Genomic DNA, 22373 nt, shown 5'->3' with positions numbered 1-22373 from the left:
TAAGACATATATGGCGCAAAGAAGGCAAGGAGGGGTGGCAGATGGATGATCTCATGACACGGCTCTTGGCGGTCGCCGGCGTCGCGGTATGCGTCGGGCTGTTGTTTCTCGTCGGCGCGAACGGATGATTGGATGACGATTCGCCAAATGGTTGTCCTTTCTTGCGGTGATGCGTTATAATGAAAAAAACAGCAGGAGGGGAGAAACACTGTGCTGACTGATTATCACAACCATTTGGAGCGGGGGACGCTGACGCTCGATTATTTGCGCCAGTTCACTGATGAGGCTGCGAAAAAAGGCATTCAGCATTTTGGCATTTCCGAGCATGCGTACCATTTTTACCAAACGAAAAACATTTTGTCCAACCCGTGGGTGGAGGCGCGCCGGTGCTACGATATGGCCGACTATGTCCGCCTGTTCCATGAAGCGTGGGATGCCGGAATCGACGTGAAAATGTCGATTGAAATGGATTACACCCCCGGCAAACATGAGGAAATGGCCGCGTTTATCCGCTCGTACGAGTTTGACTATGTCATCGGTTCGATCCATTGGGTCGACGATTTCGGCATCGACTTAGTCGAGTTCCGCCGTGAATGGGAACGGCGCGATTTGTATGATACATATCGCAAATACTTCGATCAAGTCGTAACGCTCGCCGAGTCGAACTTATTTGATATTATCGGCCATTTGGATTTGGTGAAAATTTTTAAATACGTTCCGGAAGATGAAGAGTTTTTGCTTGAGCAATACGACCGGGCGACGACAGCGCTCGCCAATTCGAAAACATGCGTTGAGATCAGCACCGCCGGGCTGCGCAAGCCGGTCGGCGAACTGTATCCCGACCCGCGGCTGTTGAAAATGTGCTACGACAAAGGCATTCCGATCGTGCTGTCATCCGATGCACACGTGCCGGGCGATGTCGGCGCCGACTTTGACAAGGCGGTCGAACTTGCCCGCAGCGTCGGCTATACCGAACTCATGACGTTCTCGAAAGGCGAGCGGAAAGCGGTGCCGCTCGGTTAAGCGGAATGGACGGCGGAAACAGGCCGCCATGCACAGAAGGCAGCCACAGCGCCTGTTGCAAGGCGCTGCGCCGCCAACGATGAAAAAAGCAGGCTTCCCGTTTGGGAACCCTGCTTGTTTTGTTTTCGTTACGCTTCGAGCCGTTTGACGGTTTCAATATCGTCAATTTGCGCCAGCGCTTGTAATACTGCGTCATCGACCGGTTTGTCGAGCGATAGGATCATCATGGCTTTTCCGCCCGCTTCTTGGCGGCCGACTTGCATCGTGGCGATGTTGACGTTATGCGCCCCGAGCACGTTCCCGACTTTCCCGATCATCCCCGGGCGGTCGTGGTGCTGAATGTAAAGGAGATGGCCTTCCGGCGCGAAATCGATCGTGACGCCGTCAAAATGGACGATGCGGTCGCCGTAGTTCGGCACGTGCGTTCCTTTGATCGTAAACGTTTTGTTCTCGCCATGGACAGTGAGCGAAATGCAGTTTGCATAGCCGTGCGTCTCATCAGAGAATTTTTCGCCGTACGTGATGCCGCGCTCTTTGGCGACCATGGCGGCGTTTACCTCATTGACGGTGGAAGCGACGCGCGGCCGCAGGAAGCCGGCAAGCAAGCTGCGAGTGATGTACGTCGTTTCCAAATCGGCGACCGTGCCGGCGTAGGTGACCGACAACTCTTGAACCGGGATGTTCATAAACTGCGATGCAATTAAACCGAGCTTTCGGCCTAAATGATAGAATGCTTGAATTTTCTCATAGACGTCTTTCGACAGCGCCGGCAGGTTGATCGATGATGTGACCGGCTGCCCTTCAAAAAAGTGGAGCAGCTCTTCAGCGACTTGGGTGGCAACGTTCAGTTGCGCTTCAACCGTCGACGCCCCTAAATGCGGCGTAACGATGACATTATCAAACGCCAGCAGCGGGTGGTCGCCCGGGGGCTCCTGTTCAAAGACGTCGAGAGCGACGCCGGCGACATGGCCGCTTTCCAAAAACGGAATGAGCGCCTGCTCATCAATAATGCCGCCGCGAGCACAGTTGATTAAGTATACTCCTTTTTTCGTCTTCGCCAAATTTTCCGTGCCAAGCAAGCCTCTTGTTTCTTTCGTCAGCGGTGTATGAACGGTGATGATGTCGGCGGCTGCCAGCACCTCATCAAGTGAATGGGTGGAGACGCCGAGCTTCTCCGCCCGCTCTTTCGTCAAAAACGGGTCGTAGACGTGCACGGTCATGCCGAACGCCCGCGCCCGCTTTGCTACTTCTGATCCGATGCGGCCGAAGCCGATGATGCCCAATTTCTTGCCGAACAGCTCGTTGCCGACAAACGCCGAGCGGTTCCATTCCCGCGATTTGACCGAAATGTGCGCTTGCGGGATGCGGCGGACGAGCGCAGCCATCATGGCAAACGTATGCTCTGCGGCGGAAATCGTATTGCCGTTCGGCGCGTTAATGACGACAATGCCGCGTTTCGTCGCGGCGTCGACGTCAATGTTGTCGACGCCGACCCCGGCGCGGCCGACAATTTTCAGCTTCGGCATTTTCGCCAACAATTCTTCCGTCACTTTCGTTGCGCTGCGCACAAGCAAGGCGTCAAACGTGTGCAATTCGTCCTCCGCTTCGCTCACGTTTTTTTGAACGATGTCGATGTGCGCCGATGTGCGGAGCGGCGCCAAGCCTTCTTCGCTAATGGCGTCGGAAACGAGTACGCGAACCACAGCAGGTGCCCCTTTCTGTTTCGAAGATGTTAAATTTCTGATAATTTAACATAGCAAAGCGCTTTCTGTCAATGGAAAGCGAAGAAGTCATACCAATGACAACGCTTTCTGTTTTGGGGAATGTTCGTGTTTCCAAAAGAAAACCGCCCATATCCAAAGATATAGGCGGGATTGTTCGGAAATAGCTGAGGTTCGCGTTGGATGTACAACGCTTCAGGCGATTATTTTTTGTTTTGTTCGTTGTAGCGGGCGATGCACTCATCGATCAATTTCGCCGCAGCTTCCGGCCCTTCCCATGTGCCGATTTCCGTCCGCTTGCCTTGCAAGTCTTTGTACCGTTCAAAGAAGTGGGCGATTTCTTTCAGCTTGTGTTGCGGCAGGTCTTCGATCGAGCGGACTTCATCAAAGCGCGGGTCTTCGACTGGCACGCCGATGAGCTTGGCGTCCTCCTCGCCGCTGTCAACCATGTTCAAAAAGCCGATGACGCGTGTATCGATGACGCAGCCCGGGAATGTCGGATTCGTTGTGATGACTAAAATGTCGAGCGGGTCGCCATCGAGCGCCAACGTATTTTGCAAGTAGCCGTACTCAGCCGGGTAAAACATCGGGGAGTACAAGACGCGGTCGAGTTTGAAAACGCCCCGCTCTTTGTCGAACTCGTATTTGTTTTGGCTGCCGGTTGGAATTTCGATAAACGCTTCGACAATTTTATTTTCGAATGCCACAACCCGTTCCTCCTTTTTTGGTTGTTATGTACGCATGAAAACTCGCCCGCCGGCGCGCAGGGCGGGCAAGACAATCTTATTGTAGCATGTTCCCTTGCGGCGCGCCACTTGTCAAATGGCATTTTTTCACGCTTTCATCAAAAAACCCTCTTGCCGATTCGGCAAGAGGGGAGATTTCAGTCGAATTTATTTGGATCGCCGTCAAACGGCTCGTCAGCGACTTTGATCGACTCGGTCGGGCAGCCTTCAAACGCATCCATCATATCGTCGATTAAAATGTCCGGCACTTCGACAATCCCTTGGTTGTCGTCAAGCGTGACGTAGGCAATGCCGTCCTCGTCATAATCGTAAATATCCGGAGCTGCCGCGCCGCATGCTCCGCAGGCAATACATGTTTCTTTATCGACAATCGTATACTTTGGCATAAAAATCGAACCTCCCCAATTTTTTGGAAACGGACGGGTCATCTCCGTGTTGCCTGCTCGGAAATGAACTTTTCACTTTTATAATAAGACCGTTCGCCCCGCTTTTCAACTAAAAAATTGTTCTCCTGTATTTTTACACATATGCCCCTTGTTTATTTTTGTTCCAAAATCGTTTTTTCATTGCAAACGGCTTGTGCAATTTTTGTTACAATAGAGGCGGGGGAGGAATCAAAGATGCGGCACGGTTACGCCTCGTTTTTGCTTGCCCACTGCTTGCGCCGCCTAAACGGTGAACGGACGCTGGCAGCGGTGTACCATTTGTTGTCTGGAAAAAAATCAGCCCAGACGCTGCAAGACTGCAAATGGTTTCAACTTGCGCCGTTTTTCGGCACATGGAAAGACGTGACGATGGACCGATTGGAGGAGGCGGCTCTCGTGCTCGTTCGGAAGCAGCGGGCCGCGCCCGTCCATGACCGGACATATATATTGACGGAAAAAGGGCGGCATTGGCTCGATGAACAGGCGGCATGGTTCCCCCGCTATGTGAACGGCTGGCGCTACCATGAGGTCGAGCCGCTTTTTTGGCAGCGGCTGTCGCTCATTGGGCAGACGCTGTCCAACCTCTCCCATGGACAGCGTTTTATCCCCATTTGCCGCGACGAGCGGACGCTGTTATGGGTGAAACAGTATTTGCTGGACAAGAGATCGCGCCAAACGTTGGCGCGGGCGCTTTATGACGAGCTCATCCGGCTGCTTGCGGCTGTTTCTGAAGAAGCGGCGACGGTGTTTGTGCTCCGGTTGACAAGCGCCCGCCGCATCGGCTGGACGGCGGAGCAAATTGCCGCTTGGCTGCAAAAAGATGTGCTGTATGTGCAGTTTCAGTTTCGCAACGTGCTTCATTATATGATGGCTGAAGCCGAAGCCGGGCGCGCCCCGGTGATGGCCGAGCTGATGGCCGGGCTGGCGCCGGTGCAGCTGACACAATCGGCGCAAAAAACGTACGAATGGCTGCAAAAAGGAAAGACGATCGACGAAATCGCCGCCCTTCGGCGCTTGAAAAAAAGTACAATCGAGGATCATGTCGTCGAGCTGGCCGCCAATGTGCCCGATTTTTCGATCGCCCCGTTTGTCGCCGCTGAAAGGGCGGCGGCGATCCAGGCCGCGGCGCGGGCGCTCGGGACGCGCAAGCTGAAGCGTATTCGCGAGGCGCTTGGCGGAATAGCGAGTTATTTTGAAATTCGGCTCGTGTTGGCAAAGGAAGTGGGACGTTGGATGAATTAACGAAAACATTGCATGAGCGGTTCGGGCACGTGTCGTTTCGGCCCGGACAGCGCGATGTGATCGAAGACGTGCTCAGCGGGCGCGATGTGCTGGCGATGCTGCCGACTGGAAGCGGCAAATCGCTTTGCTATCAGCTGCCGGCGTATTTCCTCCCGGGGAGCGTGCTCATTGTCTCGCCGCTCGTCTCCTTAATGGAAGATCAAGTCGAGCAGCTGCGCCGGCGCGGTGAAAAGCGCGTTGTCGCGTTCCATAGTTTGCTTGATGCGGAAGAAAAATGGCACGCCCTCACCTCGCTTCCAGATTTTCGCTTTATTTATGCCTCACCGGAAATGCTGCAATCTGAAACGTTTTTGGCGGCGCTCCGGCGCGCTCGTGTTTCGTTGTTTGTCGTCGATGAGGCGCATTGCATTTCACAGTGGGGTTATGATTTTCGCCCGGACTTTTTGAAGCTCGGAGCGGTCCGCCATGCGCTCGGTTCGCCGTCGTGTCTGGCGCTGACGGCGACGGCTACGCCGGAAGTGCAGGAGGACATCATCCGCACGCTCGGGATGGAGCGGACGCGCCGCCATATTTATTCCGTCGACCGCCCGAACATCGCCTTGGCGGTGGAACATTGCTTATCGGTTGAGGACAAAGCTGCGCGCTTGGCCGAATGCGCGAAACGGCTCCGAGGACCGGGGATCGTGTACTTTTCAAGCCGGCAGTGGGCTGAAGAAATGGCGCGCCGGCTGGCGCAAAACGGGGCGGGGCGGGTCGCCTATTACCACGCCGGCATGGATGGGGAACAACGGCTGCTTGTGCAGCAGCAGTTTTTATATGACGAGCTCGACATCGTTTGTTGCACAAGCGCGTTCGGCATGGGGGTGGACAAAGGAAACGTCCGTTTTGTGCTTCACTTTCATATGCCGGCCCAGCTTGAGGCGTATGTGCAGGAAATCGGGCGCGCCGGGCGTGACGGGGCGCCAAGCCTTGCGGTATTGTTTTACGCGGACGGCGACCGGGCGATCGCCCAGGCGGTCGCCGAAGCGGAGCTTCCCGACTCGGCTGCGCTCCGCGAGTGGTGCCGGCGGCTGCCGGAAGACGACGTCGGCGGTGGATGGCGCGCTATGGTTGATGCCGGCGGATTTACGGACATACAAAAACGGCTGTTGGCGTACTTTTTAGAATGGGGACAAACAGCGGCGCCCGAACAGCTGACGGCCGCGGCGAAGGAGCGGCTGTATGAACGGATGGCCGCTGCCATCGAGGCGCGGCGGCGTTGGAAGCGGAAAAAATTGCGCGAAATGGAGGAATGGGTGCACGCCTCTTCATGCCGGCGCGTGGCGATTGTCCGCGCGTTCGGGGAGGAGCTATCGGACAAACCGGATGCTTGCTGCGACAACTGCGGCCTGGAGACGGACCGTTTTATGACGGACGGCCGCCGTCCCGAGGCGGCGCCCGTCCGGCCTTGGCGCGAGGAGCTATGGCATATGTTTTTCGGCGGGAGGCGGCGCGATGAGGCGGCAAAGTGAACAAATCAAACAGATGACAGACCGCGAAGTGCTCATCCATCTTTATATTACGCAAGGGTTGCTGCTGCTTTTGGCCGGCGGCAGCTCGCTGTTTTTATTTGCTCGGGAGGAGTGGCGTCGGCTTTGGCAGTTTGAGTTGCGCGATGTGCTCGTGTACGGAGCCGGCGGGGCGGCGTTCGTGCTCGCTGCCGAGTTTTTGGCGATGCGCTATTTGCCGGACGACTGGCATGATGACGGCGGCGTCAATGAAAAAATATTCCGCGGCCGCTCGATTCCGCATCTCTTTTTTTTATGTGCGCTCATTGCGGTGACGGAAGAATGGCTGTTTCGCGGCATTGTGCAGACGCATTGGGGGCTCTGGGCGGCAAGCGCCATTTTTGCCGTGCTGCACGTCCGTTATTTGGAAAAATGGTTTTTGTTTATGGTCGTCGTGCTGCTCAGTCTCTTTCTCGGCGTCCTTTACGAACAGACTGACAGCTTATGGGCCGCCATCACCGCTCACTTTTTGATCGATTTTGTGCTTGCTTTACATGTGCGGCTCAAACGGGGGGCAGAGGAAGAAAGGGAGTGAAGCGATGGAAGAAGCATCGGGGCGCCTGGCGCGGAAAAAACGTCCACCGTCAAGCACGGGGGCGCCGCCATCGCGCCTAAAACGGCGGCGGCAAAAAGAGGAGCAAAAACGAAAATACATTCCCGCCCGTTTGCTCGCGTTTTTGTTTTTCACGCTGCCGGCTGCGGTGACGGCTGTTTACTATGCCCAGTCAAAGCCTGGAACGGTCACAGTCGTCCGCCATGAGGAAAGCGGCAGCCGGGAGACGGTGCGCATTATTCAAGAAGATGGCGCGAAGGCGGAACAAACATCAGAGCCGAAGCGCGCCGCGGGTGACGAGGCAAAAAGCGAATCCGACGCGCAGACCATCACCCATGTGGTGGCGGCGAACGAAACGCTCTATAGCATTGCGATGAAATATTACGGCACGCCTGCCGCCATGGAGATCATCAAAAAAGAAAACGGCTTGTCAACGAGCCGGCTCGAGCCGGGGCAAACGTTGCGCATTCCACTCCCCGCTCAGACGGAATAAGCGGTTGCGCCCGCCGGCCGAAAAAATGGCCGTGCGCGTTCCCCTTTGTTCTAATCTGTCTGTTGCCCGCATATGATGGACAATAGAATACGGACAAGGGGGAGAGCGCCATGACCCGGTTTCCGGATGAATTTTCCCTCGATGAAGTGACAAAAGAAATGTTGCTTGCCGTCATTGAAAAAAAGAAAAAATGGGAGCGGCTTGAAAAGCGGTCGACGCTTTTGCAGGCGGCCGCGTTGGCCAGCTTGGCCGCGTTCCTTCTTTATATCATTGCCAACGCTGCAGCGATCACGGCGTGGAGCGAACGATTCGCCTGGTTTTTTGCCGCCCCGGCCCACATTTTCATCTTGCTCCTGTTATGTACGGTGTATTGGCTGGCTGTTTATTATAAAGGAAAAAGTGAAAAGGCGGAAGACGACTTTCATGCCCTCCGCTGCGAAATTATCCAGAAAAGCATCGATTTATGGAAAAATGAAGAACAATGGAATGGGCGCCACCGGCTGTTTGAATGGCTGAAGAGGGAGTACGACATCAACCTATATTATGAAAACAGCTGAATGGAGGGTCCATCCAGCTGTGTTTTGTTTAGAATATTTTTTTCTGGCCGCGCTCTTCTTTCAAAATTTCCACTGCTTCGCGGAATCGTTGCGCATGGATGATTTCCCGCTCGCGCAAAAAGCGGAGCCCATCGTTTAAATCCGGATCGTCGCTCATGTTGATGATCCATTGGTAGGTGGCGCGCGCTTTCTCTTCAGCGGCGATGTCTTCGTACAAGTCGGTGATAGGGTCGCCTTTTGCTTGAATATACGTCGCCGTAAACGGGTTGCCGGCGGCGTTATGGTAAAAGAGGGCGTGCTCATGATCGACGTAATGAGGCTCAAGGCCGGCTTCTTTCAGCTGCTCCGGCGTCGCGTCTTTCGTCAGTTTGTACACCATTGTCGCGATCATTTCCAAATGAGCGAGTTCTTCGGTGCCGATGTCGTTAAGCAGCCCGATCACTTTCGGGGGCAGCGTATAACGTTGGTTTAAGTAACGGAGCGCAGCAGCGAGCTCCCCGTCCGCTCCGCCGTACTGTTCGATCAAATATTTTGCCAGCCTCGGGTTGCACGTGCTGACGCGGACCGGGTACTGCAATTTTTTTTCATAAATCCACATGATCCGTTCCTCCTTGCGCTCGTGATGGATCAGCTACACTTGCCAAGGCCACGGCGTGTCGTCCCAATTCCACGGGTAGTTCGAATAGCTATGGCCGAACTGCTCAAGCGGGCCGTAGGCGGCTTCAAACTGTTTTTTCAGCTGCTTCCGCTTTTGCGCGAGTTGGTTAAATTGTTGAATCGCCTGGTAATCGGTTGGATGGGTGTCTAAATAAAGCGTGAGCTCAACGAGGGCAAAGTCGACAGCCTGCAGCTCCTCGAGCTGCTCATAATACTCCTTTGGCATTTGTTTCATGAGCCATCACCTTTTGTCTTCGTTTCGTAAGGGCTGTAATACGGGTCGTAAAACACTTGCCAAAGCGTTCCTTTCATTAATGCTTCGCGAAGCGGAAATTGCGGCAAGTTCGGCGGCTGGAATCCGACGTACAAGTTCGGCGCGGTGACGTACGTTTTGACACGGATCGGCGGGCACGGGTCAAACGGGCTGATGTACGGCTCATATTGTTTGCGGGTCGTAAACATAAAACCCCCCCTTTTTTTGGCAAAGTTCAGTCTATATGTATGATGGAGCCATGTCGTTCATGCCTGTTTGCCATGACGAATAATGAGGATCGGGTTAAGGAGGAAACCATGGGCCGTCTATCGATGACCGCCATGGCCGCTATTTTGTGCACGTATTTGTTTTTTCGCTGGCTGTCGCCGCTTGAGCCGTTCTCGCTGGAGCGATTTTTGACCGATTTGCTGTTTGCCCCACTGCGGACATGGCTTGCGCTCGTTTGCTTTTGGTTCGGGGCGGCTGCCAACGGGGCGCTCATCCGCGCGGTAGTCGGCGGGACGGTGCGCCTGTTGTCCGGCCGGCGGCTCCGCTTAGGCCAATGGTTGTTCAGCTTGGCGGCGCTCGGCCATTTTTATTGGGCGTTTCGGTTTCATTGGCGGCTGGCGGCGCTTTTTTTCGTTTTTTCCTTTTTTTATGGTATGATGACGATGAGAGACCGCCGGTTGACGAAAGATGACCGGCTTTAGCAGGAGGAAGTATGGTCATCGGGGGAATGATCACGAGTTTTCTTGTTTTGCTTGGTTATATGTGGAAAGAAGCGCACAGCAACCGGGTCCGTCATGTGACGCTGTCATTTCCTCATTTTCCCGACCATTGCCCGCCGCTTACAATTTTTTTTATTTCTGATATTCATCGGCGGGTCGTTTCGTTTCGCATGCTTGAGGAAGTGAGGAGAAAGGCTCACCTCGTCGTGATTGGCGGGGACTTAGTTGAAAAAGGGGTGCCGGAAGCGCGCGTCCGCGAAAATGTGCGCCGGTTGCAAGCGGTCGCTCCCGTTTATTTTGTCTGGGGAAACAATGATGACGAGGTCGACTACGATCTTCAATCATTGCTCGAGGAAGAGCGCGTCCATGTGCTCAAAAACAAAGCGAAAGTATGGGAGCACGGCGGTGTGCCGGTCGCGCTCATCGGCGTCGGTGATGTAAGCCGGAAGGAGGCGGATATCGATCGGGCGCTTGAACACGTTCCGCCTCAATCGTTCCGTATTTTAGCCTGCCATAATCCGGCGATCGTTGCCCGCCTGAGGGAGGAACACTACATTTCACTCGTGCTAAGCGGTCATACACATGGCGGGCAAATTCGGTTGTTTTCGTTTGGGTTGTATGAGAAAGGAGGGCTCAAATGGCGCAACAACACCGCGTTGTTTACGAGCAATGGCTACGGGACGACCGGAGTGCCGCTTCGCCTCGGAGCGCCGGCAGAGACTCATCTCATCACGATTGTGCCCGGAAAACTGACACTCGAGAAAAAATGCTTGTCTAAAACCGGGGAAACGATGTAAACTCATTAATAACAACAAACGAACCAATTGCCGCTTGCGTCATACAATAACGGTAAGAGATGGCTCTGTAGGTAAGGAGGGGTGCCGATGCGTCTTGAGCGCTTGACCCACAACAAAATCAAAATTTTCTTGACGTTTGACGATTTGCTGGACCGCGGGTTGACGAAAGACGATTTATGGAAAGATACGTTTAAAGTCCATCAGCTGTTCCGCGATATGATCGAGGAAGCAAGCGAAGAGCTCGGTTTTGAAGTGAACGGATCGATCGCGGTCGAAGTGTACTCTTTACCGGCGCAGGGCATGGTCGTTATCGTTACGAACGAAGGCGACTACGACGACATGGAAGAAGAATTCGCCGACGATTATATCGAAATGCAAGTAACGCTCGATGAGAGCGATGACATATTTTACGAATTCCAAACGTTTGAAGATGTCATCCAGCTCGCTCATCGCCTGCATGCGGTCGGCTGCCTCGACGGCACGCTTTATTCGTACCAAGGCCGCTTTTACTTGCATGTTCCCGAAGAGCCGCCGATTCCGCTCGACAACTTTGTCGCCTTGCTGGCCGAGTTTGGCAACCCGGCTACGATAACGATACATCGTGTGCAAGAATATGGGAAGCGGCTGATTGAACGCCGCGCGATCGAACAGCTCGTTCGTTATTTCCGCGCCAACTAAGGCATAGAAAGACTCCTTGAAATGGACAAGGAGTCTATTTTTTTGCGCCAACTGTTCGACGCCGCTTCGCCATTTTTCCTTTGCATCCGGCCACAGAAGGTGTATACTATGACATGAAAGGCGACAAATTATTATAGCGAGCTTATAGGAGGTTTACGTATGGCAGCCGATAAGCATACGGAAGAGAAAGAACAACAATACGACGTGCTGGCGTCGACACAAATTGTTATACATAGAGCGTTGGAAAAGCTCGGCTACCCGGAAGAAGTGTATGAGCTCCTGAAAGAGCCGATCCGCGTGTTGACAGTCCGCATTCCGGTGCGCATGGACGACGGGTCGGTGAAAATTTTTACCGGCTACCGCGCGCAACATAACGATGCCGTCGGTCCGACGAAAGGCGGCGTGCGTTTCCATCCTGATGTGACGGAACGAGAAGTGAAAGCGCTGTCGATTTGGATGAGCTTAAAGTGCGGCATCGTCGACTTGCCATACGGCGGCGGCAAAGGCGGCATCGTCTGCGATCCGCGCACGATGTCGTTCCGCGAGCTTGAGCGGCTAAGCCGCGGCTACGTGCGCGCCATCAGCCAAATCGTTGGACCGACAAAAGACATTCCGGCGCCGGATGTGTTTACGAACTCGCAAATTATGGCGTGGATGATGGATGAGTACAGCCGAATCCGCGAGTTCGATTCGCCAGGGTTTATCACCGGGAAGCCGCTTGTCCTCGGCGGTTCGCACGGCCGGGAAACGGCGACGGCCAAAGGAGTGACCATTTGCATCCGCGAGGCGGCGAAAAAACGCGGCTTGTCGCTCAAGGGGGCGCGCGTCGTCGTTCAAGGGTTCGGCAACGCCGGCAGCTATTTGGCCAAATTTATGCACGACGCCGGGGCGAAAGTCGTCGGCATTTCCGATGTGTACGGCGCGCTGTACGACCCGAACGGGCTCGACATCGACTATTTGCTTGAACGGCGCGACAGCTTTGGCACGGTGACGAAGCTGTTTAAAAATACGATTTCGAATCAAGAGCTGCTTGAGCTCGATTGCGATATTTTGGTGCCGGCGGCCATCGAAAACCAAATTACGGCCGAAAACGCTCCGCGCATTAAGGCGAGCATCGTCGTCGAGGCGGCGAACGGGCCGACGACGCTTGAGGCGACGGAAATTTTGACGCAGCGCGGCATTTTGCTCGTTCCGGACGTGCTGGCAAGCGCTGGGGGCGTGACGGTGTCGTACTTCGAATGGGTGCAAAACAACCAAGGTTACTATTGGACGGAAGAAGAAGTGGAACAGCGGCTTGAAAAAGTGATGGTCAAAGCGTTCAACAACGTGTATGAAATGGCGCAGACGCGCCGCGTCGACATGCGCCTTGCCGCCTACATGGTCGGCGTCCGCAAAATGGCGGAAGCGTGCCGGTTCCGCGGCTGGGTGTGAGGCGAGCAAGCAGTGATATTTGCAAGCTTTGGTGAAATCCCCTATCATAAGATAGGGGATTTTGTGCTTCATGCGAGGTGGCAAAAACGATGAAAGAGGAGAAAATCATTATTGTCGGCGGCGGTCCGTGCGGGCTGGCGGCGGCGATTGCTTTGCAAGACGCCGGATTTTCGCCGCTGGTGATCGAGAAAGGAAACATCGTCCATTCGATTTATCGGTTTCCGACGCATCAGACGTTTTTCAGCACGAGCGACCGGCTCGAGATCGGCGGGGTGCCGTTTATTACGGAAAACCGGAAGCCGACGAGAAACCAGGCGCTTGCGTATTATCGTGAAGTCGTTGTCCGCAAACAGCTTCGCATCAATACGTTCGAAGAAGTGAAAGCTATTAAGCGCCAGGAAGACGGGACGTTTCTCGTTGAAACCTCAAAAGCGCTATATCGGGCCCGATACGTGGTCGTGGCCACCGGCTATTACGACCATCCGAACTATATGAACGTGCCGGGGGAAGAGCTGCCGAAAGTGATGCATTACTTTAAAGAAGCGCATCCGTACTTCAACACCGACTGCGTTGTCATCGGCGGCAAAAACTCGAGCGTCGATGCGGCGATGGAGCTCGTCAAAGCTGGGGCGCGCGTGACGGTCCTCTACCGGGGCGGGGAATATTCCAAAAGCATTAAGCCGTGGATTTTGCCGGAATTTGATGCCCTTGTGAAAAAAGGCGTCATTCGCATGGAGTTTCATGCCCATGTGAAAGAGATCACGGAAGATGCGGTCATTTACGAAGTGAACGGGGAGACGAAAACGATCAAAAATGATTTCGTGTTCGCCATGACCGGCTACCATCCGGACCATCGCTTTTTAATGAACATCGGCGTCGGCGTCGATCCGGACAGCGGCCGGCCGCATTATGACCCGGACACGATGGAAACAAACGTGCCAGGGGTGTTTATCGCCGGGGTGATCGCCGCTGGCAACGATGCGAATGAAATTTTTATCGAAAACGGCCGTTTCCATGGAGACGCTATTGCCGCCTGCATCGCCAAGCGCGAACGGGAGGGGTCAGCCAAGCAGCTGCAGTAGCGCTTCTTGGCCAATACATCGACTGGGCATATGACGGCATGCCCTCCTCGAACAATGAACGCTTTGCGGGCAAATGACATTTGCCCGCCGGCGTTCTTGTTCGAGGGAAGAGACAGAAAAGCTTGTGTTCAGCCATATCATTCTTTGGCTCTTCACCAAAAGTTGTACTTGATTTTTTCTGAACATACCCTATTTACGCTTGTGAGGGAAAATCAACAAATCCGTGATTTTGGCACATCTTTGTGCAGGAAACCGCATTGCTTGTCAAGTACATGTTGTGGTGAAGAGCCCATTCTTTGTTTTTTAGTAAAATAATGGATCATCAACACTCGTGTCATGATGCGAAAGCGAGAAAGCGAGGGTGGCTTGCGTGACGAAACGGAAAGTGGTGCTCCTGACAACCGGCGGCACGATTGCGAGCAAGCGAAACGAACGTTCCGGCCGCCTGCGGGCTGGGGCGCTAAGCGGTGAAGAACTCGCGGCGATGTGCCATTTGCCGAAAGAAATTGAAATCATCGTGGAAAGCGTATTTCAATTGCCAAGCATGCATTTGACGTTTTCGCATTGGCTTGAGCTGAAAAAACGGATTGAGGCGCATTTCACCGATCCATCCGTTGATGGCATCGTCGTCACTCACGGAACCGATGCGCTCGAAGAAACGGCCTATTTCCTTGATTTGACGATCGATGACCCGCGGACGATCGTCGTCACCGGTTCGCAGCGGGCGCCGTCTGATTTGGGCAGCGATGTGTACATCAACATCCGCCATGCCATTTACGCCGCGTGCGCCGAGCCGTTGCGTGGGGCGGGGACGGTCGTTGTGTTCAATGAACGCATTTTTGCCGCGAAGTATGTGAAAAAGGAGCATGCTTCCAACATTCAAGGGTTCAACGCATTCGGGTTCGGCTATTTGGGCATTATCGACAACGATGAAGTGCACGTGTACCAAAAGCCGATCCGACGCGAATATTACAAGCTTGTGCGCCCGCTTCCGCCGGTGGACATTGTGAAATGCTACTTGGAAGCGGACGGCAAGTTCATTAAAGCGGCTCGAGAAAGCGGCGTCGCTGGCATTGTGCTCGAAGGGGTCGGCCGCGGGCAAGTGGCGCCAAAAATGGTCGATGAAATCGTCAAAGCCATCGAAGCGGGGATCAAAGTCGTGGTGACGACGAGCGCCGAGGAAGGGGCGGTGTATACAACGTACGATTACCCCGGCAGCGCCTACGATTTGCATAAGAAAGGGGTTATTCTTGGCAGCGACTACGATGCGAAAAAGGCGCGCATCAAGCTCGCTGTCGCTCTTGCTGCCGACGCCGCCGTTGATGGCTTGTTCGCTTATTAGGCAACAAGCGGCCCAGCAATTCCTCTTTTTTTCTCCCCTGTTTCGTGGTACGATGAAGGTAAAAATGCCAAAGAAACGGGGATCGAGGATGTTTTCGTTGATTTCCGCCGGCGTCGCCCCCGGGGTGGCGCTGCTTAGTTATTTTTATTTAAAGGACGAGTATGAAGCTGAGCCGCTTTCGTTTGTGTTGCGCATGTTTTTGTTCGGCGTCTTGCTTGTGTTTCCGATCATGTTCATCCAATACGTGCTGTCGGCAGAAGGGATCGTCGCGTCGCCGGCAGCCGAGGCGTTTCTTTCCGCTGCGCTCCTTGAGGAGTTTGTCAAATGGTTTGTCGTTTATTTTTTTGTGTATGACCACGACGAATTTGACGAGCCGTATGACGGCATTGTGTACAGCGCCAGCGTCTCGCTTGGATTCGCGACGCTGGAAAACATTTTGTACTTGTTGGCCAACGGAGTGGAGACGGCCATTGCCCGGGCGCTTTTGCCGGTGTCCAGTCATGCGCTCTTTTCCGTCATCATGGGGTTTTATTTCGGCAAGGCGAAGTTTGCCGTAAAAAAGCGCCGCTATTATTTATGGGCGTCGTTTTTGTTGCCGTTTTTCCTTCATGGCGTCTATGACTGGCTGCTGCTCGCCAAAGAGCGTTGGGGCTATTATATGGGACCATTTATGCTCGCCTTATGGTGGGCGGCGTTGCGCAAAGTAAAACAAGCGAAAGGATACGCCCGCCCTCAAGCGGTGCCGCCTGTGAAAAGCCAAGCGTAAAAGCTTTGGCTTTTTTCTTTTTTTTCGCATAAAAAAGGGAAACGGAAGGAAAATAGGGGTAAAAACGGTGATTGTTGACGGGAGGTTCACATATGGCAAGAAAATGGGTTCTATTCATCGCATTGGCTGTTTGGACATGCATTTACCCATCAGGCCATGTTTTCGCGTTTTCCCCGCAAGTGATTCAGCGTGGAGCAGTTGGCGATGATGTCATTGAACTGCAGGCGCGGCTGCAATACCTTGGGTTTTACAACGGCAAAATTGACGGCGTGTTTGGCTGGCGAACGTATTGGGCGCTGCGCAATTTCCAATACGAATACGGCTTGCCGGTCGATGGACTAGCCGGATCGGAGACGAAACGGAAGCTTGTGAACGCTTCAAAATATTACGAGCAGTTTGTGAAAGAGCAAATCCGCCAAGGAAACGATTTCACCCATTACGGCGGCATTCCGCTCAGCCAGCAGGTGAAAAAACGCGGCGGAGGATCGTCGCGGGCAGCGAAAACGACGGCGTCGAACGTGCCGAAAGGGTTTTCGCAAAACGATATTCGGCTGATGGCAAACGCCGTTTACGGGGAAGCGCGCGGGGAGCCGTACATCGGACAAGTGGCGGTTGCCGCCGTTATTTTAAATCGGCTGGAGCATCCGTCGTTTCCGGATACGGTCGCTGGGGTGATTTTTCAGCCCGGCGCGTTTACCGCGGTCGCCGATGGGCAAATTTGGCTGACGCCGAATGAAACGGCGAAAAAAGCGGTGTTGGATGCGATCAACGGCTGGGACCCGACCGGCGGAGCGATTTACTACTTTAACCCAGCCACGGCGACGAGCGCTTGGATTTGGAGCCGCCCGCAAATCAAGCGGATTGGAAACCATATTTTTTGCAAATAAAAGGAGGGAGACGAGATGGTGCGAAACTTACTGATTGCAGCGCTTGTCGTCGCTGTCGTCGGCACTGGCTACTGGGGCTACCGCGAGCATCAGGAAAAAAACGCGATCTTAATTCATGCGGAAAACAATTACCAGCGCGCGTTTCACGATTTAGCCTATCAGATCGATTTGCTGCATGACAAGCTTGGAGCGACGCTGGCAATGAATTCGCACGCCTCATTATCGCCGGCGCTCGCCGAAGTGTGGAAAATCGCGTCTGAAGCCCATTCTGATGTCGGCCAACTGCCGCTGTCGCTTTTGCCGTTTAACAAGACGCAAGAGTTTTTATCGAAAATCGGCGAGTTCAGCTACCGGACGGCCGTGCGCGATTTGGAAAAAGAACCACTGACGAAAGAAGAGTATAAGACGCTCGAGGCGCTGTACAAAAGCGCTGGCGCGATCCGCCAAGAATTGCGCAACGTGCAGCATTTAGTGCTGGAAAACAATTTGCGCTGGATGGACGTCGAACTGGCGCTGGCGACGAACGACGAAAAAGGCGACAACATCATTATTGACGGCTTGAAAGCAGTGGAGAAAAATGTTGATACATTCTCAAGTTCGTCCGAGTTCGGCCCGTCGTTCATCGGCCTCGCCAATGAGGAAAAAGGCTTTGTCCGCGCGAAAGGGCGCCCGATTTCCAAAGCGGAAGCCAAACGGATCGCCCGCGAGTTTCTTGGATTAAAGGGAACGGAGAACATCAAGGTGACGGACAGCGGCAATGGGGCGGATGAGCGTTTTTACAGTTTAACGATTCACGATCCGAAAACAAAGGGCGACATTTATATGGATGTGACGAAAAACGGCGGATATCCGATTTGGGCGTTAAACAGCCGGCCAATCGGCAAGCCGAAGATCAGCTTGCATGAGGCGGCCAACCGTGGGATGGCGTTTTTGCGACGGCATCAATTCACCGGCTTTGAGTTGTACGACAGCACGCAATACGATAATGTCGCCGTGCTGACGTTTGTCAAAAGCGAAAACGGCGTCCGCATTTACCCGGAAGCGATCCAAATGAAAGTGGCGCTTGACAACGGCCATGTCGTCGGCTTTACGGCGCGCGACTATTTGTCATCGTCCATTCCGCGTCCGTTGCCCAAACCGACGCTCACCGTCGAGGCGGCGAAGAAAAAGGTAAACCCACATTTGAAAGTGATGGAAGAGCGCCAGGCGGTCATTATGAACGATTTGCAAAAACCGGTGCTTTGCTATGAGTTTTTAGGAACGCTTGGCGATGAAACGTATCAACTGTTCATTAACGCCGCAACCGGCCTTGAAGAAAAAGTCGAGAAGCTTGAAAGCGTGGAGCCGAATTACAGATGAAAACAAAGGGAGGAAAAGCTGGGGCTGTCGGCTTTTCCTCTTTTTTTGGTCAAAGGCAGCCGGACGGTATGGTATAATCGTCATGGGACATCATGCGGGTCAGCGAAACGATCGCCGGTTCGGCAGCTGACTGAAAAGGGGAAAAGGAACCATGATGATCAAAATCGGAGATTCGATCCGGCTTGAGCCGTCGGACGGCTCAGCGCGGCAATACCGAAGCAAAGCGCTCGCCGTTGCTGACGGGGCGGTTCATATCAGCTATCCGATCGATGAACAGAGTGGAAAAACCGTTTATTTGTTGAACGGGATGCAGTTTAAAGCGACTTTTGTCGGGCAAGACGGCGGTTTATACATGTTTGATACCGAAGTGAAGGGAAAAATCCGCGATCCGTTGCCGATGGTCGTCTTGGCTTACCCGGGCGAGGAATACGTCGTGCGCATCCAGCGCCGCCGTTATGTGCGGGTGAAAGCGAATGTCGATGCGGCCGTCCATCCGTCTGACAGCGAGTTCGCTCCGTTTGTGACGATGACGGTGGATATCAGCGCCGGCGGCGCCGCCCTCCTTGTGCCGCCGGCGCACGCTCCGCTTCTTCGCCCCGGCATGGCGGTCGAGCTTTGGCTCGTGTTGGCGATGCGCTCCGGCGAATACCATTACGTGCAAACGAAGGCGTCGATTGTGCGCATGGCTGATGACGAGCGCGGCATGGCGAAAATGTCGGTGGAGTTCACAGACCTCGCCCCCCAAGACCGCGTCCGGCTCATTCGCTACAGCTTTGAACGGCAGCTTGAGGAGAGAAAATGGGAGAACGAACAGAATAAATGAGCTGGGCGCGTGGAATACTGCTAGAAAAAATGGGAAGCAGGAGGCTTGCGCCATGAAACGGATCGAACAGCTGTTGTGGAAGCTTGTCGTCATCCAGGCGATTTGTTTGCTAGTCGCCCAATGGCTTGTGTTGTACACGAAAGCGCCCTTGTATATCGGCAAGGTGTACGAATACGAAGGGGTAGCCAAGCCGGAAAAAACGAAAACAGTTGAAACGGCCGTCGACCGTTGACGGCGGATATGGTACAATGAACATGGAGACATGCAGGGTTTTCCTGCATTTTTCTTTGTGCACTCATCAAGCGATTTTCGGTAAAGCAGGAGGAAATGATGAAACGACGAATCAGCATCGCGATCGACGGACCCGCCGCGGCGGGGAAAAGCACGGTCGCCAAACGGATTGCTAGGCGGCTTTCCTACGTATACATCGATACCGGCGCCATGTATCGCGCGCTGACGTACCGGGCGCTTGCATGCGGCGTCGACATCCATGATGAGCAGGCGCTCCTGTCGCTGCTTCGCGATACATCGATTGAGTTGAAACCGTCGCCGCATGGACAGATCGTCTTAGTCAATGGCGACGATGTGACCGACATCATCCGCGGTGAGGCGGTGACGAATGCGGTGTCGCTTGTCGCGAAGCATCCGCTTGTGCGCGAGGAGATGGTCGCCCGCCAACGCGCCTTGGCGGAAGGGGGCGGCGTCGTCATGGACGGGCGCGATATCGGAACGCATGTGCTGCCGAACGCCGAAGTGAAAATTTTCCTGAAAGCGTCGGTCGAGGAGCGGGCGCGGCGCCGGCATGAGGAAAATCTTGCGCGCGGCTTTCCATCCGATCTTGAAAAGCTGAAAGAAGAGATCGCCCGCCGCGACCGGCTCGATTCGGAACGGGAGACAGCGCCGCTTCGCAAGGCGCCGGATGCGGTGGAAATCGATACGACATCGCTGTCGGTTGAGGAAGTGGTGGAGCGGATTATGGAGATTGTCAACGAAAGGATTGGATGACGGTGGACTTTTATTCATTCGCCAAGGGGATCGTCAAGGGAGTGCTCACTCCTTTGTACCGCATTCAAACGATCGGGGTTGAACAATTTCCGAAGGAAGGCGGCGTGCTTCTTTGCGCCAACCATATCAGCAACCTAGATCCGCCGGTCGTCGGCATTACGGCGCCGCGGCCGATTCGGTTTATGGCGAAGGAAGAGCTGTTTCGCGCACCGGTCGTGAAAACGCTTGTCAAAAGCTTGCATGCCTTTCCGGTCAAGCGCGGCATGAACGATCGCCAGGCGCTGCGCACCGGGCTTGAGGTGCTGAAGCAAGGTGAAGTGCTCGGCATTTTTCCGGAAGGGACGCGCAGCAAAGACGGCCGGCTGAAAAAGGCGCTCCCCGGCGTTGGCTTTTTCGCTTTGCGCACCGATGCCGCCGTCGTTCCGTGCGCCATTGTCGGTCCGTATCGTCCGTTTGCGCCGCTTAAGGTTGTGTACGGAGCGCCGATCGATATGGCGCCGCTGCGCGCGCGGAAAGCGAGCCCAGAAGAAGCGGCCGATTACATTATGGATCATATCCGCCGGCTGCTGGAAGAGCATCAGCGGGCATGAAAGGAACAGGCTGTTTGAGGCATCTCTTCCGCCTCCTCAATGAGCATTATAGTACATGTTGATTGAGAAAATATGGTATACTAACTAGAAAAGCGTCCTTATTTTGCCGACAGCCGGCCGCGGCCTCGGCGCGAGGCGCGCTTTTGACAGTTGTCAGTCGATGAAGGAGGGTTTTTGCGATGACAGAAGAGATGAATGTGCAAGTCAATGTGTATGAAGTGGGCGATATCGTCCGCGGCAAAGTGGTGAAGCTTGAGGACAAGCAAGTGCTGGTCGAGGTGGAAAACAGCAAGCAAAGCGGCATCATTCCGATCAGCGAGCTGTCGAACTTGCATATTGAAAAACCGAGCGATGCCGTCGCTGTCGGCGATGAAGTGACGGCCAAAGTCAAAAAAGTGGAAGAAGGAAAAGACGGGGAAGAAGGGTTGCTCATTTTATCGAAAAGAGCGGTGGACGCCGAGCGGGCGTGGGAAGATCTAGAGCGCAAATTTGCAAGCGGCGAAACATTTGAAACAGTCATTAAAGACATCGTCAAAGGCGGTCTTGTCGCCGATGTCGGCGTGCGCGGCTTCATCCCGGCGTCGCTTGTCGAGCCGCATTACGTCGAAGATTTTTCCGATTATAAAGGAAAAACGCTCTCCGTGAAAGTCGTCGAGCTTGACCGCGAGAAAAACCGCGTCATTTTGTCGCATCGGGCGGTCGTTGAGGAAGAACAAGCGCGGCAGCAAAAAGAACTGCTCTTCCGCCTTGAGCCGGGGCAAGTGTTGGATGGCGTCGTCCGCCGCATTGCCGATTTCGGCGTCTTTGTCGATGTCGGCGGGTTTGATGGGCTCGTACATATTTCCCAGCTTTCCCATACGCGCGTCGCTCATCCGTCGGAAGTGGTGAAAGAAGGCGATGTGGTGAAAGTGAAAGTGTTGGCCGTCGATCCGGAGAACGGGCGCCTGTCGCTGTCGATCAAAGAAGCGCTGCCGGGCCCATGGGAAGGCCTCAGCGAAAAAGTGAAACCGGGTGATGTCGTCACCGGGACGGTGAAACGGCTCGCTTCGTTCGGCGCGTTTGTGGAAGTCTTCCCAGGCGTCGAAGGATTGGTGCATGTGTCGCAAATCGCCAACCGCCGCATCGGCTCGCCGCATGAAGTGCTGAAAGAAGGCGACGTGGTGAAGGCGAAAGTGCTCGACGTCAACGAAGCGGATCACCGCCTTTCCCTCAGCATCCGTGCGCTGCTTGAGGAAGAGGCGGCCGCGCCGGCCGAGGATTACAGCCAATACACAAGAACGTCGGAAACGCGCGGCTTTCAGCTCGGCGAAGTGATTGGCGAGCAGCTGAAAAAATTAAAGTAATGCAGAGCCGCAAGATCAACTAGCTGGCAAAACAAAGCGAAAGCTCCCTTCTGTCCGATGGCTTGAGCCATCTGGACGGAGGGAGCTTTTTTGCTTGATTCATTGCAACGGAATTGTGCGGCTGTTGCTCGCATCGGGACAAGGGCGGCCGCAAGGGAAGAGAAGGACCGCTTTTTCTTAATGGCGGTTCCGTTCCCGCGCTTCCTCCAGCGTGTCGAGCCGAGCCGCTCCTTTATAGGAGAGGGACTGATCTCGATCTGACTCGACGCGCCGCGATTGCTTCAGCTTTTTTTCCTGTCGATCTTTTCCCATTTCGCCAGGGCTC

27 protein-coding genes are annotated in these 22373 nt (G+C 54.4%); 20 read left to right on the top strand and 7 right to left on the bottom strand.

Annotated features, from left to right (window positions below; translation table 11 throughout):
• Positions 1-210 precede the first annotated feature (210 nt).
• Positions 211-1023, top strand: coding sequence for a histidinol-phosphatase (locus A0V43_RS09225; RefSeq protein WP_020754670.1), 813 nt, complete (start codon positions 211-213; stop codon positions 1021-1023).
• A 128-nt stretch (positions 1024-1151) separates the two neighbouring features.
• Here A0V43_RS09225 and serA read toward each other — a convergent pair whose 3' ends face one another.
• The 3 genes from serA to A0V43_RS09210 all read right to left on the bottom strand — a co-directional run bounded on the left by serA (position 1152) and on the right by A0V43_RS09210 (position 3876).
• Positions 1152-2726: a phosphoglycerate dehydrogenase gene (serA, locus tag A0V43_RS09220; protein WP_063192965.1), complete on the bottom strand. Its 1575-nt coding sequence runs from the start codon at positions 2724-2726 to the stop codon at positions 1152-1154.
• A 221-nt stretch (positions 2727-2947) separates the two neighbouring features.
• On the bottom strand, positions 2948-3451 hold the full coding sequence (locus A0V43_RS09215; protein ID WP_020754674.1) for an inorganic diphosphatase: 504 nt from the start codon (positions 3449-3451) through the stop codon (positions 2948-2950).
• Between the two features lie 176 nt (positions 3452-3627).
• The gene (locus A0V43_RS09210) at positions 3628-3876 is read right to left on the bottom strand and encodes a ferredoxin (protein ID WP_008879661.1); all 249 of its coding nucleotides are present in this window, start codon (positions 3874-3876) and stop codon (positions 3628-3630) included.
• 234 nt (positions 3877-4110) lie between these two features.
• Here A0V43_RS09210 and A0V43_RS09205 point away from each other — a divergent pair, with 234 nt between their 5' ends.
• The 5 genes from A0V43_RS09205 (at position 4111) to A0V43_RS09185 (ending at position 8307) form a co-directional block, all read left to right on the top strand.
• Complete coding sequence (locus tag A0V43_RS09205; RefSeq protein WP_063192964.1) at positions 4111-5157, top strand: YpbB family protein; 1047 nt, start codon at positions 4111-4113, stop codon at positions 5155-5157.
• Positions 5145-6668 carry a RecQ family ATP-dependent DNA helicase gene (locus A0V43_RS09200; protein WP_063192963.1) on the top strand — a complete coding sequence of 508 codons (1524 nt, stop codon included), beginning with the start codon at positions 5145-5147 and terminating at the stop codon, positions 6666-6668. Before A0V43_RS09205 ends, A0V43_RS09200 begins: the two co-directional genes overlap by 13 nt.
• The gene (locus tag A0V43_RS09195) at positions 6652-7239 is read left to right on the top strand and encodes a CPBP family intramembrane glutamic endopeptidase (RefSeq protein ID WP_063192962.1); all 588 of its coding nucleotides are present in this window, start codon (positions 6652-6654) and stop codon (positions 7237-7239) included. Before A0V43_RS09200 ends, A0V43_RS09195 begins: the two co-directional genes overlap by 17 nt.
• A 4-nt stretch (positions 7240-7243) precedes the next feature.
• The gene (locus tag A0V43_RS09190; RefSeq protein ID WP_063192961.1) at positions 7244-7750 is read left to right on the top strand and encodes a LysM peptidoglycan-binding domain-containing protein; all 507 of its coding nucleotides are present in this window, start codon (positions 7244-7246) and stop codon (positions 7748-7750) included.
• 110 nt (positions 7751-7860) lie between these two features.
• Positions 7861-8307, top strand: a complete 447-nt coding sequence (locus A0V43_RS09185) for a YpbF family protein (RefSeq protein ID WP_063192960.1) — start codon at positions 7861-7863, stop codon at positions 8305-8307.
• Between the two features lie 28 nt (positions 8308-8335).
• Here A0V43_RS09185 and A0V43_RS09180 read toward each other — a convergent pair whose 3' ends face one another.
• The 3 genes from A0V43_RS09180 to A0V43_RS09170 are packed head-to-tail and all read right to left on the bottom strand — an operon-like array spanning position 8336 to position 9426.
• Positions 8336-8905 (bottom strand): manganese catalase family protein, encoded by a 570-nt coding sequence (locus tag A0V43_RS09180; protein WP_063192959.1) that lies wholly within the window; start codon positions 8903-8905, stop codon positions 8336-8338.
• A gap of 33 nt (positions 8906-8938) precedes the next feature.
• A complete protein-coding gene (locus tag A0V43_RS09175) occupies positions 8939-9199 on the bottom strand; it encodes a spore coat protein CotJB (protein ID WP_012820739.1) in 261 nt (86 codons plus the stop codon).
• A complete protein-coding gene (locus A0V43_RS09170; protein WP_012820740.1) occupies positions 9196-9426 on the bottom strand; it encodes a spore coat associated protein CotJA in 231 nt (76 codons plus the stop codon). The genes A0V43_RS09175 and A0V43_RS09170 overlap by 4 nt, the downstream gene beginning before the upstream one ends.
• Before the next feature lie 108 nt (positions 9427-9534).
• On the opposite strand from A0V43_RS09170, the gene A0V43_RS09165 reads away from it, so the two are divergent.
• The 14 genes from A0V43_RS09165 to rpsA all read left to right on the top strand — a co-directional run bounded on the left by A0V43_RS09165 (position 9535) and on the right by rpsA (position 22048).
• Positions 9535-9927: a hypothetical protein gene (locus A0V43_RS09165; RefSeq protein ID WP_063192958.1), complete on the top strand. Its 393-nt coding sequence runs from the start codon at positions 9535-9537 to the stop codon at positions 9925-9927.
• A gap of 11 nt (positions 9928-9938) precedes the next feature.
• Entirely contained in the window at positions 9939-10742 is an 804-nt protein-coding gene (locus A0V43_RS09160) for a metallophosphoesterase (protein ID WP_063192957.1), read from the top strand.
• Positions 10743-10829: 87 nt separating this feature from the next.
• Positions 10830-11420 (top strand): genetic competence negative regulator, encoded by a 591-nt coding sequence (locus A0V43_RS09155; RefSeq protein ID WP_011231720.1) that lies wholly within the window; start codon positions 10830-10832, stop codon positions 11418-11420.
• A gap of 159 nt (positions 11421-11579) precedes the next feature.
• On the top strand, positions 11580-12851 hold the full coding sequence (locus tag A0V43_RS09150) for a Glu/Leu/Phe/Val family dehydrogenase (RefSeq protein WP_011231719.1): 1272 nt from the start codon (positions 11580-11582) through the stop codon (positions 12849-12851).
• A gap of 89 nt (positions 12852-12940) precedes the next feature.
• Positions 12941-13933: a YpdA family putative bacillithiol disulfide reductase gene (locus A0V43_RS09145; protein ID WP_063192956.1), complete on the top strand. Its 993-nt coding sequence runs from the start codon at positions 12941-12943 to the stop codon at positions 13931-13933.
• Between the two features lie 370 nt (positions 13934-14303).
• Positions 14304-15275, top strand: coding sequence for an asparaginase (locus tag A0V43_RS09140; RefSeq protein ID WP_063192955.1), 972 nt, complete (start codon positions 14304-14306; stop codon positions 15273-15275).
• An 88-nt stretch (positions 15276-15363) separates the two neighbouring features.
• Positions 15364-16041 carry a glutamic-type intramembrane protease PrsW gene (prsW, locus tag A0V43_RS09135; protein WP_063192954.1) on the top strand — a complete coding sequence of 226 codons (678 nt, stop codon included), beginning with the start codon at positions 15364-15366 and terminating at the stop codon, positions 16039-16041.
• Between the two features lie 92 nt (positions 16042-16133).
• Positions 16134-16928 carry a spore cortex-lytic enzyme gene (gene sleB / locus A0V43_RS09130; RefSeq protein WP_063192953.1) on the top strand — a complete coding sequence of 265 codons (795 nt, stop codon included), beginning with the start codon at positions 16134-16136 and terminating at the stop codon, positions 16926-16928.
• Positions 16929-16943: 15 nt separating this feature from the next.
• Positions 16944-18287 (top strand): germination protein YpeB, encoded by a 1344-nt coding sequence (ypeB, locus tag A0V43_RS09125; RefSeq protein WP_063192952.1) that lies wholly within the window; start codon positions 16944-16946, stop codon positions 18285-18287.
• Between the two features lie 154 nt (positions 18288-18441).
• The gene (locus A0V43_RS09120) at positions 18442-19110 is read left to right on the top strand and encodes a flagellar brake protein (RefSeq protein ID WP_013144878.1); all 669 of its coding nucleotides are present in this window, start codon (positions 18442-18444) and stop codon (positions 19108-19110) included.
• 52 nt (positions 19111-19162) lie between these two features.
• On the top strand, positions 19163-19342 hold the full coding sequence (locus tag A0V43_RS09115; protein WP_020754079.1) for a YpfB family protein: 180 nt from the start codon (positions 19163-19165) through the stop codon (positions 19340-19342).
• 98 nt (positions 19343-19440) lie between these two features.
• Positions 19441-20115: a (d)CMP kinase gene (gene cmk / locus A0V43_RS09110; RefSeq protein ID WP_033004840.1), complete on the top strand. Its 675-nt coding sequence runs from the start codon at positions 19441-19443 to the stop codon at positions 20113-20115.
• The gene (locus tag A0V43_RS09105; protein ID WP_015731607.1) at positions 20112-20705 is read left to right on the top strand and encodes a lysophospholipid acyltransferase family protein; all 594 of its coding nucleotides are present in this window, start codon (positions 20112-20114) and stop codon (positions 20703-20705) included. The genes cmk and A0V43_RS09105 overlap by 4 nt, the downstream gene beginning before the upstream one ends.
• 179 nt (positions 20706-20884) lie before the next feature.
• Positions 20885-22048: a 30S ribosomal protein S1 gene (rpsA, locus tag A0V43_RS09100; RefSeq protein WP_063192951.1), complete on the top strand. Its 1164-nt coding sequence runs from the start codon at positions 20885-20887 to the stop codon at positions 22046-22048.
• Positions 22049-22225: 177 nt separating this feature from the next.
• On the opposite strand, the gene A0V43_RS19030 is transcribed toward rpsA, so the two are convergent.
• The gene (locus A0V43_RS19030) at positions 22226-22360 is read right to left on the bottom strand and encodes a YpzI family protein (RefSeq protein ID WP_128578014.1); all 135 of its coding nucleotides are present in this window, start codon (positions 22358-22360) and stop codon (positions 22226-22228) included.
• Between the last annotated feature and the right edge of the window lie 13 nt (positions 22361-22373).

This window comes from Geobacillus sp. JS12 (assembly GCF_001592395.1).
Classification (GTDB): domain Bacteria; phylum Bacillota; class Bacilli; order Bacillales; family Anoxybacillaceae; genus Geobacillus; species Geobacillus zalihae.
This window is presented reverse-complemented; position numbering and strand designations above follow the sequence as displayed.